General features: G+C 56.5%; 17 protein-coding genes and 2 pseudogenes. 12 read left to right on the forward strand and 7 right to left on the reverse strand.

Going from position 1 to position 17,651, the window contains the following annotated elements; translation table 11 throughout:
- Nucleotides 1-21: 21 nt before the first annotated feature.
- The 11 genes and pseudogenes from rpoZ to recO all read left to right on the forward strand — a co-directional run bounded on the left by rpoZ (nt 22) and on the right by recO (nt 8,312).
- The gene (gene rpoZ / locus QTO30_RS17275; RefSeq protein ID WP_340425297.1) at nt 22-375 is read left to right on the forward strand and encodes a DNA-directed RNA polymerase subunit omega; all 354 of its coding nucleotides are present in this window, start codon (nt 22-24) and stop codon (nt 373-375) included.
- Nucleotides 376-415: 40 nt separating this feature from the next.
- Complete coding sequence (locus QTO30_RS17280) at nt 416-2,566, forward strand: RelA/SpoT family protein (protein ID WP_340425298.1); 2,151 nt, start codon at nt 416-418, stop codon at nt 2,564-2,566.
- Between the two features lie 6 nt (nt 2,567-2,572).
- Nucleotides 2,573-3,220: a DUF2062 domain-containing protein gene (locus QTO30_RS17285; RefSeq protein WP_340425299.1), complete on the forward strand. Its 648-nt coding sequence runs from the start codon at nt 2,573-2,575 to the stop codon at nt 3,218-3,220.
- Nucleotides 3,221-3,241: 21 nt separating this feature from the next.
- Nucleotides 3,242-3,986, forward strand: a pseudogene (locus QTO30_RS17290) (pyridoxine 5'-phosphate synthase).
- A complete protein-coding gene (locus QTO30_RS17295; RefSeq protein ID WP_340425300.1) occupies nt 3,983-4,297 on the forward strand; it encodes a Dabb family protein in 315 nt (104 codons plus the stop codon). Before QTO30_RS17290 ends, QTO30_RS17295 begins: the two are co-directional and overlap by 4 nt.
- Nucleotides 4,294-4,695 carry a holo-ACP synthase gene (gene acpS, locus QTO30_RS17300; RefSeq protein WP_340425301.1) on the forward strand — a complete coding sequence of 134 codons (402 nt, stop codon included), beginning with the start codon at nt 4,294-4,296 and terminating at the stop codon, nt 4,693-4,695. The genes QTO30_RS17295 and acpS overlap by 4 nt, the downstream gene beginning before the upstream one ends.
- A 52-nt stretch (nt 4,696-4,747) precedes the next feature.
- A complete protein-coding gene (gene lepB / locus QTO30_RS17305) occupies nt 4,748-5,593 on the forward strand; it encodes a signal peptidase I (RefSeq protein WP_340425302.1) in 846 nt (281 codons plus the stop codon).
- On the forward strand, nt 5,590-6,270 hold the full coding sequence (gene rnc / locus QTO30_RS17310; protein ID WP_340425303.1) for a ribonuclease III: 681 nt from the start codon (nt 5,590-5,592) through the stop codon (nt 6,268-6,270). The genes lepB and rnc overlap by 4 nt, the downstream gene beginning before the upstream one ends.
- Nucleotides 6,267-7,185 (forward strand): annotated as a pseudogene (era, locus tag QTO30_RS17315) (GTPase Era). Before rnc ends, era begins: the two are co-directional and overlap by 4 nt.
- The gene (locus QTO30_RS17320; RefSeq protein ID WP_340425305.1) at nt 7,182-7,508 is read left to right on the forward strand and encodes a DUF1491 family protein; all 327 of its coding nucleotides are present in this window, start codon (nt 7,182-7,184) and stop codon (nt 7,506-7,508) included. Before era ends, QTO30_RS17320 begins: the two are co-directional and overlap by 4 nt.
- A 69-nt stretch (nt 7,509-7,577) precedes the next feature.
- The gene (gene recO, locus QTO30_RS17325; protein WP_340425962.1) at nt 7,578-8,312 is read left to right on the forward strand and encodes a DNA repair protein RecO; all 735 of its coding nucleotides are present in this window, start codon (nt 7,578-7,580) and stop codon (nt 8,310-8,312) included.
- Here recO and QTO30_RS17330 read toward each other — a convergent pair.
- A complete protein-coding gene (locus QTO30_RS17330) occupies nt 8,309-9,337 on the reverse strand; it encodes an SDR family oxidoreductase (RefSeq protein ID WP_340425307.1) in 1,029 nt (342 codons plus the stop codon). The two genes, recO and QTO30_RS17330, sit on opposite strands and share 4 nt — an antisense overlap.
- A gap of 58 nt (nt 9,338-9,395) precedes the next feature.
- Nucleotides 9,396-11,081: an acyl-CoA dehydrogenase family protein gene (locus tag QTO30_RS17335; RefSeq protein ID WP_340425308.1), complete on the reverse strand. Its 1,686-nt coding sequence runs from the start codon at nt 11,079-11,081 to the stop codon at nt 9,396-9,398.
- A gap of 93 nt (nt 11,082-11,174) precedes the next feature.
- Here QTO30_RS17335 and QTO30_RS17340 point away from each other — a divergent pair, with 93 nt between their 5' ends.
- Nucleotides 11,175-11,999 carry a sulfite exporter TauE/SafE family protein gene (locus tag QTO30_RS17340; protein WP_340425309.1) on the forward strand — a complete coding sequence of 275 codons (825 nt, stop codon included), beginning with the start codon at nt 11,175-11,177 and terminating at the stop codon, nt 11,997-11,999.
- 147 nt (nt 12,000-12,146) lie between these two features.
- Here QTO30_RS17340 and QTO30_RS17345 read toward each other — a convergent pair whose 3' ends face one another.
- The 5 genes from QTO30_RS17345 to QTO30_RS17365 form a co-directional block, all read right to left on the reverse strand.
- Entirely contained in the window at nt 12,147-13,310 is a 1,164-nt protein-coding gene (locus tag QTO30_RS17345) for a phenylacetate--CoA ligase family protein (RefSeq protein ID WP_340425310.1), read from the reverse strand.
- Nucleotides 13,307-14,128: an ABC transporter ATP-binding protein gene (locus QTO30_RS17350; protein ID WP_340425313.1), complete on the reverse strand. Its 822-nt coding sequence runs from the start codon at nt 14,126-14,128 to the stop codon at nt 13,307-13,309. The genes QTO30_RS17345 and QTO30_RS17350 overlap by 4 nt, the downstream gene beginning before the upstream one ends.
- Nucleotides 14,129-14,193: 65 nt before the next feature.
- Complete coding sequence (locus tag QTO30_RS17355; RefSeq protein WP_340425315.1) at nt 14,194-15,480, reverse strand: ABC transporter substrate-binding protein; 1,287 nt, start codon at nt 15,478-15,480, stop codon at nt 14,194-14,196.
- Between the two features lie 52 nt (nt 15,481-15,532).
- Nucleotides 15,533-16,609: a branched-chain amino acid ABC transporter permease gene (locus tag QTO30_RS17360; RefSeq protein WP_340425316.1), complete on the reverse strand. Its 1,077-nt coding sequence runs from the start codon at nt 16,607-16,609 to the stop codon at nt 15,533-15,535.
- Nucleotides 16,610-16,638: 29 nt separating this feature from the next.
- Nucleotides 16,639-17,637: a branched-chain amino acid ABC transporter permease gene (locus QTO30_RS17365; protein ID WP_340425317.1), complete on the reverse strand. Its 999-nt coding sequence runs from the start codon at nt 17,635-17,637 to the stop codon at nt 16,639-16,641.
- Nucleotides 17,638-17,651 lie beyond the last annotated feature (14 nt).

A 17,651-nucleotide genomic window follows, 5' to 3' on the forward strand; every position in this document is an offset into this window, starting at 1 on the left:
TGACCCGACTGGAGTACGCCAATGGCCCGCGTCACCGTAGAAGATTGCGTCGATAAAGTTCCAAACCGTTTTGAGCTTGTGATGCTCGCGGCACATCGTGCCCGCGAAATATCCTCTGGCGCGCCGATCACAGTGAACCGTGACAATGACAAGAATCCGGTCGTTTCGCTGCGTGAGATCGCTGAAGAAACGCAGCAGGCCGCTGATCTGCGCGAGCGCATGATCGAAGCGAACCAGACGCAGATTGAAGTGGATGAGCCGGAAGAGGACAGCATGTCCCTTCTGATGGGTGCTGAGACCGACAAGCCAGCTGAAGATGATATGTCAGAAGAGAAATTGCTGCGCGCATTGATGGATGCGCAAGGGCAGCGTTAAGGCCGCTCTACCGGCCTTACATGGATAGGCGCGGGACCAGATGACGACAGCTGATGATCTGATTGCACTGGTCCGCACCTACAACCCCAATTCCAATCAGGCGCTGTTGCGCGATGCTTTTGCCTTTGGTGCTGAAATGCACGAGGGGCAATTTCGCCATTCTGGTGAACCCTATTTCACCCACCCTGTCGCCGTCGCCAGCATTCTGGCCGAACAGCAGATGGATGATGCGACCCTTGTCACCGCTTTGCTGCATGACACGATTGAAGACACTAAGGCGTCCTTTGCTGCTGTCGAAGAACGATTTGGCCGTGAAATCGCCGAGCTGGTGGATGGCGTAACCAAGCTGACAAATTTGCAGCTGACCTCGACACAAACCAAGCAGGCCGAGAATTTTCGCAAACTGTTCATGGCCACATCACGGGATTTGCGCGTGACCTTGGTCAAACTCGCCGATCGTTTGCACAATATGCGGACGATCAAATCCATGCGCCCCGAAAAACAGGCCCAAAAGGCCCGTGAGACGATGGATATCTTTGCGCCGCTCGCGGGCCGCATGGGTATGCAATGGATGCGGGAAGAGCTTGAGGACCTGTCTTTCCGTGTACTCAACCCGGAGGGCCGGAATTCGATCATCCGCCGCTTTATCACGCTCCAACGCGAAACTGGTGACGTGATCCAGAAGATCACGGCCGATATGCGCGTTGAAATGGAGAAGGCCGGTATCACAGCCGACGTCGTCGGTCGCGCGAAAAAACCCTATTCGATCTGGCGTAAAATGCAGGAAAAAGAACAGGGTTTCAGCCGTCTTGCAGATATCTACGGCTTCCGCATCATTGTCGCGACAGAGGCTGATTGCTATCGGGTGCTCGGGGCGATTCATCAGCGCTGGCGCGCAGTGCCGGGGCGATTCAAAGACTACATCAGCCAGCCTAAGTCCAACGGCTATCGCTCGATCCACACAACCGTGTCCGGTCGCGACGGCAAACAAGTTGAGGTGCAGATCCGGACCCGCGAAATGCACGAGGTAGCTGAAACAGGTGTAGCGGCGCATTGGTCTTACAAGAATGGCGAGCGGGTCGAGAACCGCTTTGCCGTCGACCCGGTGAAATGGATTTCGTCGCTGACCGAACGGCTGGACGAAGATCAGGACCACGATGAATTCCTCGAAGCCGTCAAGCTTGAGATGTATCTGGATCAGGTGTTCTGCTTCACCCCCAAGGGCGATGTGATCAAACTGCCGCGCGGGGCGACACCGATTGATTTTGCTTATGCGATCCACACGCGAATTGGGTCTGCTTGTGTGGGGGCAAAGGTTGATGGGCTGCGTGTGCCGCTTTGGACCCGTCTCAAGAATGGTCAATCGGTTGAGGTTATTACGGCTGAGGGTCAGACACCTCAGGCCACTTGGATCGACATTGCCGTCACCGGTCGCGCCAAGACGGCGATCCGCAGATCCTTGCGTGAAGAGGACCGCGAGCGGTTTGTCCGGCTTGGGCGGGAGTTGGCGCGTGTCGCATTCGAGAATGTCGGCAAAAAAAGTACCGAAAAGGCGCTGGGCACAGCGGCCAAGGCACTGGCGATCGATGGTGTAGATGAACTGCTTGCCCGTCTTGGCAGCGCCGAGATTACCGGGCGCAAGGTCGTGACGGCCATTTATCCTGAGCTTGAGCACGCGCAAGGCGAAGAGATCGATCAGGGCCGTGCAGTCGTCGGTTTGGCGCCTGATCAGGTGCAGCAGCGTGGGGCCTGCTGCCAACCGGTACCGGGGGAGCGCATACTCGGCATCGCATTTCGCGGCCAAGGTGTTGTGGTCCATGCCATCGATTGCGCGGCGTTGGCCGACTATGAGGATCAGCCAGAGCGCTGGATCGATCTGCATTGGCAAGAGGGCACGCATGGCGCCGTGAATACTGTCACCTTTGACGCTACGATTGCGAATGATTCTGGCGTATTGGGACGTATTTGCACATTAATTGGCGAACAGAACGCCAATATCTCTGACCTCAAATTCATTGACCGGAAACCAGACTATTTTAGATTATTGATTGACGTAGATCTGCGCGACGCGGAGCATTTGCACCGCATTCAGACCGCGCTTGAGGCAGAAAGCAATGTGTCGTCGATTGTGCGGCACAAAGATCCGGGGCTTTCGGCTCTGGGCGCGGGGACACCTCGCAGGGAAGGATGATGAGTATTGGTCTTCAAACGCAGGGATAGACGCGCGATCTGGCAGGTCGTGTTGGATTTCTTCTATCCCCGCGGTGGCTGGACCCGTGCCTTTGAGTACGTCAAACACCGTGTGCGGCGGCTGCCAGATACACCGCAAAAGATCAGCCGCGGCATCTGGGCGGGCGTGTTCATCTGTTTCACACCGCTTTTTGGTCTGCACTTTGTGTTTGCGGCCATCGTCGCACGCCTCATGCGGGGTAATATCCTTGCGGCTCTGATGGCAACATTTTTTGGCAATCCGCTGACTTTCCCTGCGATTGGCTACCTGTCGATCAGTTTGGGGTCATGGATGCTGGGCCTTCCGCCCGGGCGCAATGATCACCTTGGTCAGAAATTCGCCGATGCCAGTTATGATCTGTGGAACAACATCGTTGCGATCTTTACGCCGGACCGGATCAATTGGCGTGGTTTGCAGGTGTTTTATGACGATGTTTTCTTTCCCTACCTTGTCGGCGGGATCATTCCGGGCCTGATCATTGCGACCATTGCTTATTATTTGTCAGTGCCCGTCATCGGTGCTTATCAAAAGCGCCGTAAAAAAGCATTGCTGGCAAAGCTTGACCAGTTGAAGAAAAAGACATCACCTAGCGATGAGGTTAATCGCTCGAGCTAAGGTATTGAAGGACTACCGAAGATGACACAGAGACTGCGCCTTGGCGTGAACATCGACCACGTCGCGACTGTAAGGAATGCGCGCGGTGGTACAGTGCCCGATCCGATCCGCGCGGCCGTCATTGCAGAGGAAGCTGGCGCTGATGGCATCACCGCCCATCTGCGCGAAGATCGCAGACATATCTCGGACGTTGATATCGAAGGTTTGATGGCTGCCCTGAAAGGCCCGCTGAACTTTGAGATGGCAGCGACTGAAGAAATGCAAGCCATTGCTCTTAGGCATAAACCACATGCGGTTTGTATCGTGCCAGAGAAACGTGAGGAACGCACCACCGAAGGCGGACTTGAGGTGGCCCGCGAGGAAAACGCCTTGGCGCACTACATCGCACCATTGCGCGATGCGGGATGCCGTGTGTCGATCTTCATTGCTGCCGACCAGCGCCAGATCGAAGCGGCACACCGGATCGGGGCGGAAGTGATCGAACTGCATACGGGGGCTTATTGCGACGCGCATGCTGAAGGCCGCTTTGACATGCGGGATGAGGAACTGCGCAAGCTGACCGACATGGCCGCGTTTGCGGATGATCTGGGACTTGAAGTCCATGCCGGGCATGGGTTGACATATGATTGCGTCAGACCGATTGCAGCGCTGCCACAGGTGGTCGAGCTCAATATTGGCCATTTCATCATTGGCGAGGCGATTTTTCGCGGGCTCGCGCTTAGCCATTGAAGAAATGCGGCATATCATGGATGAGGCCCGCAAATGATCAAGCATATCGTTTTGCTTGATCTTGATCCTGATTACAATCCGGCGGAATTGACCGCGATCATGGAAGGCCTTGATGACCTGCGTCATAGGCTTGATGGTTTTCAGGTGCTCGAACACGGTCCCAACAAAGACTTTGAAGGCATGTCAACGGACTGCACATACGCCTTTATCTGTCACTTTGCTGATGAAGACACGTCACGGAGGTATATCCTCAATCCAGAACACAATGAGCTTGGTCAGCGTTTGGTGAGAATCTGTCGCGGTGGCGTCAACGGTATTTCCGTGATCGATATGGCTGTCACCTCATGATCCTTGGTGTCGGCACAGATCTGGCAAATATCGAACGGATAGCCGGAACGCTTGATCGGTTCGGCGATCGTTTTCGCAATCGTGTCTTTACCGATATCGAACAGCGCAAAGCCGAGCGGCGCAAAGACGTCGCCGGGACCTACGCCAAACGCTGGGCCGCCAAAGAGGCGTGCTCTAAAGCGCTGGGCACCGGCCTGCGGATGGGCATTTCGTGGAAGGACATGGCCGTGTCCAATCTGCGCACGGGCCAACCAGTGATGGCGGTTACTGGATGGGCCAAAGAACGGCTGGATCAAATGACCCCACCGGGGCATGAGGCCATTATTCACGTGACTTTGACCGATGATCACCCTTGGGCACAGGCCTTTGTGGTCATCGAAGCGCGGCCCATCGCTTGACAGCATCAGCCCACACCCTCATGTAGCCTCAAACCACATCAAGGATCAGGCAATGGCCGAAAAAGCTGAGAACACAGGATTTGTTGCCTGGCTCGTCGAAACCGTGAAAACGGTGTTCTGGGCGCTGGTCATTGCAGGGATTTTCCGCACGGTCTTCTTTCAGCCATTCTGGATTCCGTCCGGATCAATGAAGGACACGCTTCTGATCGGTGATTTCTTGTTCGTCAACAAAATGGCTTACGGGTATTCCTACGCATCTTGCCCATCGATCCGCATCCAGCGGCTTGGTATTGATATTGGCGCCGATGATTTTTGTGGCTTCATTGAAGACCGCGAAGATCGTATTTTTGGGGCCGACCCGGAGCGCGGCGATATCGTTGTGTTCCGCCATCCCGTCGACGGGCGCGATTTTATCAAACGTCTGATCGGCGTCCCTGGTGACCGCATTCAGATGATTGACGGTGTGCTGCAGATCAACGACGAACCCGTGCAGGTCGAGGCTGCTGGAACCTTCAATGAAATCATGGAACCGCAAGGCCCGCTTGGTTTGCGCCCGCAGTGCGCCAATGGTGCTGTTGGATTTGGGGCGGTGTGCGAGAAACAGCGGTTCATTGAAATACTGCCAAATGGGGTCAGCCACGCAATCCTTGATATCGCGCCGCGGCCCACGGACAACACCGGTGTCTTCACCGTACCTGAAGGTCAGTTTTTCTTCATGGGTGACAACCGTGACAACTCTACCGATAGTCGTGTTGCGCAAGCGGCCCGTGGCGTGGGTTTTGTCGAACGCAAGGATATCGTTGGCAGGGCGGACCGCGTGATGTTCTCATCTGCAGGCAGGTCCATGTTCGCCTTCTGGACATGGCGGTCTGATCGTTTCTTCAAGGCGCTCGATTGAAGCTCTCAGCAGAACTCAACGCCTTTTCCCAAAGGCTGGGGCATAGTTTTGCTAAGCCCGAGGTCTTGATCCGCGCGGTCACGCATTCTTCGATTGTCAGCCCGCACCGTGACGACAATCAGCGGCTCGAATTTTTGGGTGATCGCGTTTTGGGGCTGGTGATGGCGGAAGCCTTGCTCGCGGCCGATCCGTCCGCTCCTGAAGGTCTACTTGCTCCTCGCTACAACGCTCTTGTGCGCCGTGAGGCTTGCGCGGATGTCGCCCGTCAAATTGATTTGGGGGCTGTTCTCAAGCTTGGCCGCTCTGAGATGAAGTCGGGCGGTCGTCGCAAAGAGGCTTTGCTGGCGGATGCGATGGAGGCTGTGATTGCGGCGGTCTATCAAGACGGTGGTTTTGATGCCGCCCGCGCGGCGATCCTGCGCTTGTGGGGCGACCGTATTCACAATGTTGCCGCTGATGCACGTGACGCCAAGACAGCGCTGCAGGAATGGGCACAGGCGCGGGGCGAAGTTCCGCCACAATACGTAGAGGTGGCGCGCACTGGACCTGATCACCAGCCAGTGTTTACGATTGAGGTGCGTTTGGCCTCGGGCCTGTCCGAGAAAGCCACGGCGGGTTCCAAACGGCATGCTGAACAGGCTGCGGCTGCGGCCCTCTTAGAGAAAGTCGACACATGACCGACGCGCCAACCAAAGCTGGCTTTGTGGCCCTAATTGGTGAACCAAATGCAGGTAAATCGACGCTGCTGAACCGGATGGTCGGGGCGAAAGTGTCAATCGTCACACATAAAGTGCAGACAACGCGCGCGCGGATTCTGTGGTGTGGCAATGGCAGAGAATGCGCAGTTGATCTTCATTGACACACCGGGGCTGTTCAAACCACGTCGTCGTCTGGACCGGGCGATGGTTGCCGCCGCATGGGGCGGTGCGGCCGACGCCGATGTTGTGGTCCTGATGATCGAGGCACATCGTGGGATCACGGATGGTGTAAAGGCGATCCTTGAGACGCTGGCGGAGCGGGCAGGCACATCACCCGTCGCTTTGGCGATCAACAAGATCGACAAGGTGAAGTCTGAGGTTCTCTTGGCGCTGACAAAAGAGATGAACGAGGCTTTCGCCTTTGCCGAAACCTTCATGATATCGGCCGAGCGCGGACACGGCTGCGACGCCTTGCGCGATTGGCTGACAACCCAAGTACCTGAGGGACCTTTCCTGTACCCTGAAGACCAGATTGCCGATCTGTCGATGCGGATGATCGCGGCAGAGATGACGCGCGAAAAGCTAACCCTGCGCCTTCATCAGGAACTGCCCTATGAGCTGACAGTCGAGACGGAGAACTGGGAAGAGCGCCCGGATGGTTCTGCCCGTATTGATCAGTTGATTTATGTTGCCCGTGACGGCCACAAGGGTATCGTCTTGGGCAAAGGCGGCGAGACGGTCAAGGCGATCAGCCAGGCGTCACGGCTTGAGCTGGAGGAGTTCCTTGGTCGCCGTGTGCACTTGTTTGTCAAGGTGAAGGTACGCCCCAACTGGCTGGAAGAATCCGAACGTTACTCGGAGATGGGCCTCGATTTCAAAGACGGTAACGCTTGAGGCTAACGGCGGACATCTGGGTTGCGGCCTATCTGACCCGTCTGCGCCTGATCGACGTGCCTGCCTTCATCGTACAGCGTGGCGACAGTACGGCAGGGGCCGTACTCATCAAACTGAACACGCTGGATGGCAAGGCCTGTTGCTATCAGCGCAGCTTTGATCTGATGACCGGTGACCGCAAATGGGTGGTTCTGGTTGAGGGCGACGAGGCAGAGGTCGACGTATCCGTGGCCAAACAACGCAGCTTTGATCCCGATCTTTGGGTTATAGAGGTTGAGGACAGACTTGGCCGTCATTTGCTGGATGAACCCGGGCTTGATTGACTTTTGTGCCTGTTGCCGGAGTTTATGTGCCAAGATGACGAGCAGTATCAAAGACAGAGACCCGGTCAGATGATCGCATGGCAGGATGAAGCCGCGTTGCTTTCTTCGCGTCCGTTTGGCGAAACCTCGGTGATTGTTGAGGTGTTTAGTGCTGAACATGGGCGCCATGCAGGTGTTGTGCGTGGCGGGACCAGTCGCAAACTTGCCCCGGTGCTGCAACCCGGCGCACAAGTAGCGGTCACTTGGAAGGCGCGGCTGGATAGCCATCTTGGCAGCTTTACAGTTGAACCGATCCGCAGCCGTGCCGCCGCCGCGATGGGGGACAGGCTCGCTTTGGCGGGGCTGAATGCGGTTTGCAGTCTACTGGCAATGGTGCTGCCAGAGCGTGAGGCCCACGCGCCGCTCTATGAGCGGACAGTAGCTTTGCTTGATCTTTTGGGGCAGTCGGATGTCTGGCCCCTGGCATATTTGCGATGGGAGCAGGCGTTGTTAGAGGAAATGGGGTTTGGGTTGGACCTATCCGCCTGCGCTGTACGCGGGGTCAATGAGGATCTGATCTATGTCTCACCCAAGTCCGGGCGCGCCGTCAGCCGCGCGGCAGCTGGCGAATGGGCAGACCGCATGTTGCCATTGCCGCAGGTGCTCGCGGGCCAAGGTGATGCGTCGCATGCAGAAATAGCAAAGGCGTTGGGAACCACTGGCTATTTTATTGAACATCGCCTGATCAAAGGGCTGGGTGACCATCCCATGCCAGCGGCCCGGGCCCGTTTGATAGATGCGATTGTCCGCGCAGAGAGCGCTTAAGCCAGTTTGTTGTCAATCAGGTACGTTGCAGAGGCCGCCGCTGCCTTGTGTGCTTGTCGCATTCCGCGGCCCAAGGTTTTGATGGCACGGGCGTTGTTTACTTTTTCTACGCGCCCAAGACTGGGGATGATGGACTTGATCGCAGGATCAAAGCGTCCAAGGAACCGGATCAGGAAATCAGGCGCAACACGCGTCACGATCCGCCGATCCGGATGTGCCGTCTTGATGGCCTGAGCAAGCTCTTTGAAGCTGAGGAATGTATCGACCGTCATGATGCGCTGGCCGTGGGTTTCTGGCTTGTCGATGGCCACAACATGCATTTCGGCGACGTCCTGTACATCCACCGTGCTGAACCCGATGTTTGGCAGCATCGGGTCCTTGCCCCTCAGCAAACGCTCCACGACCTGGATCGATGTCCCGAATTTCTGGTCCAGTGGTGCACCCAGCACAAACCCCGGATTAACGACCGTCAATTTCATGTCAGGCGCTTCATCTTGGACGAATTGCCATGCGGCCTGTTCAGCCAATGTTTTTGAACGGGTATAGGCTGTCAGTTTCGGATCGGTGGGATCGGTCCAGTTGGTTTCGTCAAATGCGCTGTCACCAGCCGGTAAAGCGGACCCCATGATGGCGGCTGTCGAGGATGTGAAGACCACTCTTGAAATACCTGCTTTATGAGCCGCCCGTAGCGCGCGCAAGGCGCCATCAACAGCAGGGCGGATCAAATCATCTGCGTTTTTGGGCTGCGTCAGAGGAAATGGCGAAGCTGTGTGCATCAAGACATCCACCCCGGCCATCGCATCGTCCCACCCATCGTCTGAGGACAGGTCCAGTGCAACAAATGTCAGCCTGTTTTCGAGGTCAGTTGTGTCGCTTAGGTGCGGACGCACAGCATCGGCCACCTCGGCGCCGCGTGCGAGGCTGCGAACGGTTCCGCGTACGCGGTAGCCAGCCTCAAGCAACTGCAAGGCGATATGTTTGGCGATGTACCCGGATGCACCGGTCATCAGGACGGTCTTTTGCAAGTGAGGCTCCTTTTCGCGCTACCCATCAGCACTTAGCGAGGGGCGCGCCAAAAGCAACCTAATCCAGCAAGCGACGTGCAATCACCTGCGCCTGAATTTCGGCAGCACCTTCAAAGATGTTCAGAATGCGCGCGTCACACAGGATTCGGCTTACCTTGTATTCCAAGGCAAATCCGTTACCGCCGTGGATTTGCAGCGCGTTGTCGGCGCATGCCCAAGCAACACGCGCGCCCAGCAGTTTGGCCATCCCTGCCTCTAGATCGCAGCGGCGGTCGTTGTCTTTTTCATCAGCGCTGAAGTAGGTGAGTTGGCGGGCGATCATGATCTCAACCGCCATCATCGCCAGTTTGCCAGCCACACGGGGGAAATTGATGAGCGATTTGCCGAACTGTTTGCGATCCTGCGCGTACTGCATACCCACATCGAGCGCCGACTGCGCCACGCCAACAGCCCGTGCTGCAGTTTGAATGCGCGCGCTTTCAAATGTTTGCATCAGTTGCTTGAAGCCCTTGCCGGTCTCGCCGCCGAGCAAGTTCTCGCCTTTGATCGCAAAGCCGTCGAAGGCCAGTTCGTATTCCTTCATTCCCCGATAGCCGAGCACCTCTATCTCACCACCCGTCATGCCGGGGGTGGGGAAGGGGTTGTCTTCGGTGCCGGGTGTTTTTTCCGCCAGAAACATAGACAGACCACGGTAATCGGTTGCTTCAGGATCGGTCCGGGCCAGCATGGTCATGACATGGGTCCGGGTCGCATGAGTGATCCAGGTTTTGTTACCAGTGACTTCCCAGTCATCGCCTTTCTTGACGGCACGGGTGCGCAGGCTGCCAAGGTCGGACCCTGTGTTCGGCTCTGTAAACACCGCTGTTGGCAGGATTTCGGCAGAGGCGAGACCCGGCAGCCAGTGCTGTTTCTGCTCTTCGGTGCCGCCGCAAAGGATCAATTCGGCGGCAATCTCAGATCGCGTGCCCAGTGAGCCGACGCCAATATAACCGCGCGACAGCTCTTCTGAGACGACGCACATTGATGCCTTAGACAGGCCAAAACCGCCGTATTCCTCGGGGATGGTCAAGCCAAAGACGCCCATTTCGGCCATCTCATCAATGATCTCAAGCGGGATCAAATCGTCTTTCAGGTGCCAGTCATGCGCATCCGGTTCCACCCGCTCGATGCTGAAGCGGCGGAACTGTTCGCGGATCATCTCAAGCTCTTCATCAAGGCCAGAAGCACCGACGGTGATGTTCGCTGACTGCTCCTCCATCAGCTCGACCAGCCGCATCCGCGCCGCCTGGGTGTTGCCTGATTGGGTGAGGGTCATCACAGCGGGCCGCATCAGCGCCCGCATGTCATCTTGCGAAAGGCCGATGTCTTGCAGACGCATGATTTCGCCCTGACTCATTGGGATGCCGCCGTAGATCTGCCAAAGGTACTCGCCAAAGGCGATCTGGTGGATTAGTTGTTCGACTTCGCTAAACTTACCTGCTTCTTGGAGACGTTCGGCCCAGTTTTGCATTTGTTGCAAGGACTGCGCGTAGGTGGCTAGCCACGCAAGGCCATGGGCCGCTGTCTGGTGCTCTTCGATCAGTTTCCCGGAAATCCGCGTGTCATCCGTCACCAGAGCCCGCACGGCCTCTTTAGCGCGGGACAAAACATCCTCGACAGCCGGGATCGCATCCGCAGTAAGCGCCAATAGGTTAGCCAGAACCGGGTTTTGTTGTAACGTCATATCCTGACCATCATGCGCCATTTCGCGACTCCTATCAATTTGCAGATGCAGAGATAATCATTTTGCAGTTGCAGCGCAATAATTATTCACTGTGACACATTTGAACGCACAAAAATGTCGCATCTGATTTCACGCTGGCATGTCCTGCGCAATGTCGTAAGACAGGCTATGCCCGAGTTTTCGCTCCTTATCACACCAGCGATTTTTGCCTTTGCCTTTGCGGTGACACTGGTGGGCGGATTTGTCAAAGGGGCCGTAGGGTTTGCGATGCCTCTGATCATGATTTCCGGCATGGGTATCCTGATTCCGCCAGAATTGGTGGTTGCTGGCATCGTCATTCCGATTGTGATCAGCAATGGTCTGCAAGTGGCGCGGTCGGGTATCGGGAATGCGCAAGCGGCGTTGAAGGAACATTGGCGCTACATTCTGGTGGTCTGTGTCATGATCCTTGTCGCAGCACAGTTTGTACGCAGCATTCCCAGCAATGTAATGTTTGTTGTCCTCGGTGTCCCGGTTGTTGGTCTTTGCTTTATTCAACTGATTGGATGGCGTCCTCAGATCACACCGCGGTGGCGGCGGCCCTTTGAATGGGTGGCGGGCTGGTTGGCTGGTGTTCTGGGCGGATTGGCAGGCACTTGGGGCCCGCCGACAGTATTGTATCTTCTGGCGTTGAATACACCGCGCGAACGGCAGATGTCAGTGCAAGGTGTCATCTACGGGCTTGGATCCGTGATGCTGTTGGTGGGGCACTTACAATCAGGCATTCTGAACGCACAAACCTGGAGCTTCTCAGCAGCGCTTGTGCCGCCCGCTTTGATTGGAATGTGGCTGGGGTTTCGTCTTGGCGACAGGTTCGATCAGGAACGGTTTCGGCGTGTGACACTGTGGGTCTTGATCATTGCCGGTGCCAATCTGATCCGCCGGGGTGTAATGGGGTAGCCCGTGCCAGTTGCATGTCAGCAATCACAGGCATTGGCGATGCATGCCTCTCTTTGTTCAGCACTTATGTTTTGTTATGCCTCATGCGGCAGCAACTGGCGCACCTTCGGCTGAGAAAACACCATCGACCCTACGTTCTACCAGTTGTTATCGCAGATCTGCAATGACCACCCCATCACGCGGCAGTTGCCCTGGCGCGACCAATTGTATCGTCGCGTTTAGCTTGAGAATCTCGCGGGTAATTGTTTCAAACGCTGTGCTGTCTGTCTCTTTTGTTTCCAGCTTCAGTGTCATTTCATCGCGCTGTCCATCATGGGTCACCTCTACGCGTGCACGTGCGACGGTCGGCATGCGGGACACAAGGTCGGCGACCTGCTCAGGGCGCACGAACATGCCTTTGATCTTGGTGGCCTGATCTGCGCGGCCTTTCCAGCCAGCAAGACGCATATTGGTGCGCCCACAGGCAGACAGGCCAGAGACAACGGCAGACAGATCGCCTGTTGCAAATCGCACCAACGGGTAATCGAGGTTCAACGGCGTCACGACGACCTCGCCAATTTCGCCGGGGGCGACCGGATCGCCGGTGCCGGGTGTCACGATTTCGACCAATGCGCCTTCATCAACGATCATTGGCGCATCGGCGACGGTTTCGTAAGCAATGTTACCAACATCTGCGGTGCCATAGCATTGCAGGCAAGTGATGCCACGTTCGGCGTAAGCCTGCCGCACCGGGGGAAACAATGGCCCGCCTGACACCAGCGCCTTAGTGATACGCTGCAGATCAACGCCCATCTCGTCTGCTTTCTCAAGGATCGCACCCAAATAGTCGGGCGTTCCCGCATAGGCCGTGACGCCCAGATCATATGCGGCGCGGACCTGCAATTCGGTCTGACCGGGCCCCGCGCCAAAGATCTGCGCACCCACGGCAATGGCGGCGCTTTCAAACATCGCGCCAGCAGGCGTGAAGTGGTATGAGAACGTATTCTGCACCACATCCCCTTCACCGATGCCCGCAGCGCGCAACGCGCTCGCAAATCGCCACCAGTCCGCACCCGCGCCTCCGGGCTCATAGATTGGTCCAGGCGATTGGAAAAGTCGTGTGATGCCCTTTGTCGGAATACCTCCGAAGGGCGGATTGGCGGCCTGCGCCTTGCTTAGCTCCGATTTACGCAACACTGGCAGCTTTGCCAGATCGGCAAGTGATGTGATTTGATCGGCGGTGTCGCGGTCCAGTTGCGTCTTGAGTTGCGCCAACTGATCGGCTTCGCGCGCATCTGCCGAACGCGTTTCGCGTGGGTCCAACCCGCTCATGCCAGCCACCTCTTGCGGCGGCGATAACTTCGCACATCGCGGAATGATTTGCGGCCCTCGTCGGACATGCCCAGATAGAATTCTTTCACATCGGGGTTGTCGCGCAACTCTGCCGCAGGACCTTCCATCACAACACGGCCGCTTTCAAGGATGTAGCCATGATGGGCAAAGCGCAGCGCAACATTGGTGTTCTGTTCGGCCAGCAGGAAGGACACACCTTCCTGTTCGTTCAGGTTCTTCACGATCGTGAAAATCTCTTCCACCAGTTGCGGGGCAAGGCCCATGGATGGTTCATCCAGCAGGATCGTCTCGGGCCGCGACATCAACGCGCGTCCGATGGCGCACATTTGCTGTTCGCCGCCAGAGGTATAGCCAGCCTGACTTTTGCGCCGTTCTTTCAGCCGTGGGAAATAGTTGTAGACCAAATCAAGGTCATCACTCACCTTGGCATTGCCATCGCGCCGCGTGTAGGCGCCGGTCATCAGGTTTTCTTCGATGGTCAGGTGTTCGAAACAGTGGCGGCCTTCCATCACCTGAATGACGCCGCGCTTGACCAGATCAGAGGGTGAGCTGTCTTGCACGCGCTCGCCACGATAGGTGATTGAGCCCTTGGTCACCTCACCGCGTTCAGAATGCAGCAGGTTCGAAATAGCTTTCAGCGTCGTTGTCTTACCAGCGCCGTTGCCGCCCAGAAGGGCCGTGATCCCACCTTTGGGCACGTTCAAGGACACACCCTTCAGCACAAGGATCACGTGGTTATAGATCACTTCGATGTTGTTGACCTCTAACAGGGTCTCAACTTTCGTATCATCCAGCATGGCGCTTTGATCCATCATTCGTTTGTGGGGTTCGGGTGGCCCGTACAAGGCCACCCGGTCGATGTTTAGAGGCAGCCCGGCTCGATGCTGTTCTCTGCTGCAAACGCAGCTGAATCAGCCGCGATCAGCGGATCAATCACACTGTCATCGGGCGCGATATAGTCGGTCAGAGCGACCCACTGGCCGTCAGCCGCATTCCACTGCTGGACAATCCCAAGACCGGAGCCGCCGTGGTTTTCACATGACACGCTGAATTCCGGGCCAATCTGGGACATCCCCAGTTCGGCCATGCGTGCTTCGGTGATTTCCAATGACGCCATACCGTCGCGTACCATTGCCGCAGTTACGTCAGTGACACCATGGATCTCCTGCGCGTTGGCAATCGCCTCAGCCGCCAACATCGCCGCATACATGCCGCGGGTATAGAGAACCGAACCCACGTTTGATCCGTCACCGGCTGCATTGCCCGCATCATGAACAAGCGACTGGATTTCAGCAAAGACCGGCAGGTCCGCATCAACACGGTTCATGTTGAGTGACTTGTAGCCATCAGCACCAGCGCCCGCGGGGGTCACATCATGCTCGGCACCGGCCCACCAGTTCCCGATGAAGTTTTCCATCGGGAAACCAATGTTTGCGGCTTCTTGCACGGCAACCTGGTTCATGACGCCCCAGCCCCACATCAGGACATAGTCAGGACGCTCACGACGGATTTGCAGCCACTGTGATTTCTGTTCCTGACCGGGGTGATCAACGGCCAACTGGCTCAGCTCAAAGCCATGCATCGCGGACAGTTCTTCCAGCGTGCGGATAGGCTCTTTGCCATAGGCCGAGTTATGATAGACCAGCGCGATTGACTTGCCTGACAGATCACCACCGTTTTCCTCCAGCAGGTAGTTCACCATCACAGATGCAGCGTCCCAATAGTTCGCAGGGTAGTTGAAGACCCAGTTGAACACCTCACCATTAGCCGCCGATGTCCGGCCATAGCCCATCGTGTGGATCGGGATTTCATCGACCGTTGCCTTGGGGATGATCTGATAGGTGATGCCGGTAGAGAGCGGTTGATAGATCAAGGCGCCTTCGCCTTTGGTGCTTTCGTAGCACTCAACACCTTTTTCGGTGTTGTAACCCGTCTCGCATTCCACGATGCGGATCGCCTCACCGCCGATACCGCCGTCACGCGCGTTCAGCAGATTGAAATAGTCCTGATACCCGTCCGAGAACGGTGTGCCGCCAGCGGCATAAGGCCCGGTACGATATGACAGGTCAGGAATGACCAGTTCGGCCATCGCCGGTGCGGCGGCAAGCGTGCCTGCCAAGGCCATTGCGGCCAGTCTCTTCATTTTCATCGGTTTTCTCCTCCCATAGGTTTTCCGATTGGATTTTGGGTATTTCCACCCATTAGTGCGGGAACGGCCAAAGCCGTAATTTCTCTTTCGCCAAACGCCAAAGCTGCGCCAGCCCGTGTGGTTCCTTGATCAGGAAAAACATGATCAGCGCGCCAACAATCACCAGTTGGAAATGCGCGACCAAATCAGTGGGCCAACCCATGACGTCCACGCCCAACCACTTCAGTGCTACGGGTAGCAATACAAGGAATGCCGCCCCGGCAAAGCTACCAAAGATCGACCCAAGCCCGCCGATGATGATCATGAACAAGACAAGGAATGATTTTTGAATGCCAAAGGCTTCGCCCACTTCGACCGCACCCAGATAGACGGCAAAGAACAATGCGCCTGCGATACCCACAAAGAATGAACTGACGGCAAAGGCGGTCAGTTTGGCTTTCAACGGGTTCACGCCGATGATCTCAGCGGCGATATCCATATCGCGGATTGCCATCCATGACCGGCCAATCGTGCCGCGTGTCAGGTTGCGCGCGATGACCGCGCAGATGGTTACGAAGAATAGACAGATCAGATATTGCGCCCATGCGGGTGTTGCCGGGCCGGTGACGGCCACCCCTGCGACCAGTCGTTCTGGCGCGCTGATTTGACCAGAGGCCGAGTAGTTATAAAACCAGCTGACCTTGTTGAAGAGCCAGACGAGGAAGAACTGCGCAGCCAGTGTCGCTACCGCAAGGTAGAACCCTTTGATCCGCAGGCTGGGCAACCCAAAAGCCGCGCCTACCGCAGCGGTGATCCCACCCGCCAAGACGATGTGGATCATGATGTTCACATCCGGGAACGACGTCATCAGCTTGTAGCAGGCATAGGCCCCCACAGCCATAAAACCGCCTGTACCCAATGACACCTGACCGCAATAACCGGTCAGGATGTTCAACCCGATAGCGGCAATCGCGTAGATCAGGAATGGCACCAATAGCGAACTGGCCCAATAGTCATTGATCACGAAGGGGATCACCAACCAGGCAATGGCCATCGTCACCCAGAATCCGACCCGATCCAGTTTGAGTGGAAAGGTTTGATTATCCGCGACATAGGATGTCTTGAAATCACCGGCTTCACGATAGAGCATTTGCGGTCCCCTTCATGCGGATTGTCTTGTCACACACGTTCAATAATCCGCTCCCCGAATAGGCCTTGTGGACGAAACACCAGAAACAGCAGCGCTAGCACATAGGCGAACCAGTTTTCGGTCGCACCGCCAAGGAATGGCGCACCGATCAGATATTCGAACAGCTTCTCACCAACCCCGATGATCAGCCCGCCAACAATCGCACCGGGGATTGAGGTGAAGCCGCCTAGCATCAAAACCGGTAGCGCTTTCAACGCGATCAGGGACAGCGAGAATTGCACGCCAGACTTCGCCCCCCACATGATCCCCGCGACCAAGGCGACAAGCCCTGCCAGCGACCACACCAGCACCCAGATGAAGTTGAGCGAAATGCCGACGGACAAAGCTGCTTGGTGATCATCCGCCACAGCGCGCATTGCGCGGCCTTGCTTAGTGTATTGGCTAAAGGCAATCAGCCCAGCCACAAGAATGACCGCAACAACCGTTGCTACCATATCGAGCTTGTCGATGAAGAAGCCGAAAAAGTCGTCACCGCCGAGGCCCGCAGTGGCATCTTCCACAAAGCGCGATCCGCCCTGCGGCAAGCCGACGGCGAGCGTCTTGATATCAGACCCCCACATCAGATCACCAACACCTTCTAGGAAGTAGGCAAGCCCGATGGTGGCCATAAACAGAATGATGGGTTCTTGTCCAACGAGGTGTCGGAACACGAACCGCTGTACGCCCCATGCGAAAATAACCATAACGATCAGTGTCAGAACAATCGCGGCCAGCACAGGCACGTTCCACCCGAAGTAGTGGATGTCGGTCCCAAAAATCGCGTTGATCAGATGTGCGAAGGGCACTTGGCCCGACATGATCCCGGCCAGGGTAAGGGCCGAGAACAGCGCCATCACGCCTTGGGCATAGTTGAAGATGCCGGATGCCTTGTAGATCAGAACGAACCCAAGGGCGACAAGGGCATAGAGCACGCTTACCATCAGGCCATTGATCACAACTTCGATGCCATAGAGGAAGTCAGTGGACATAAGATGCCCTCCAC

The organism is Yoonia sp. GPGPB17, from assembly GCF_037892195.1.
GTDB lineage: Bacteria > Pseudomonadota > Alphaproteobacteria > Rhodobacterales > Rhodobacteraceae > Yoonia.

Coding starts and splice junctions, on each gene's coding strand:
- QTO30_RS17365 (WP_340425317.1), bottom strand. CDS start 17,637: ATGTCCACTGACTTCCTCTATGGCATCGAAGTTGTGATCAATGGCCTG.
- rpoZ (WP_340425297.1), top strand. CDS start 22: ATGGCCCGCGTCACCGTAGAAGATTGCGTCGATAAAGTTCCAAACCGT.
- QTO30_RS17340 (WP_340425309.1), top strand. CDS start 11,175: ATGTCGCATCTGATTTCACGCTGGCATGTCCTGCGCAATGTCGTAAGA.
- QTO30_RS17335 (WP_340425308.1), bottom strand. CDS start 11,081: ATGGCGCATGATGGTCAGGATATGACGTTACAACAAAACCCGGTTCTG.
- QTO30_RS17360 (WP_340425316.1), bottom strand. CDS start 16,609: ATGCTCTATCGTGAAGCCGGTGATTTCAAGACATCCTATGTCGCGGAT.
- recO (WP_340425962.1), top strand. CDS start 7,578: ATGATCGCATGGCAGGATGAAGCCGCGTTGCTTTCTTCGCGTCCGTTT.
- QTO30_RS17345 (WP_340425310.1), bottom strand. CDS start 13,310: ATGAGCGGGTTGGACCCACGCGAAACGCGTTCGGCAGATGCGCGCGAA.
- QTO30_RS17350 (WP_340425313.1), bottom strand. CDS start 14,128: ATGCTGGATGATACGAAAGTTGAGACCCTGTTAGAGGTCAACAACATC.
- acpS (WP_340425301.1), top strand. CDS start 4,294: ATGATCCTTGGTGTCGGCACAGATCTGGCAAATATCGAACGGATAGCC.
- QTO30_RS17355 (WP_340425315.1), bottom strand. CDS start 15,480: ATGAAAATGAAGAGACTGGCCGCAATGGCCTTGGCAGGCACGCTTGCC.
- QTO30_RS17280 (WP_340425298.1), top strand. CDS start 416: ATGACGACAGCTGATGATCTGATTGCACTGGTCCGCACCTACAACCCC.
- lepB (WP_340425302.1), top strand. CDS start 4,748: ATGGCCGAAAAAGCTGAGAACACAGGATTTGTTGCCTGGCTCGTCGAA.
- QTO30_RS17295 (WP_340425300.1), top strand. CDS start 3,983: ATGATCAAGCATATCGTTTTGCTTGATCTTGATCCTGATTACAATCCG.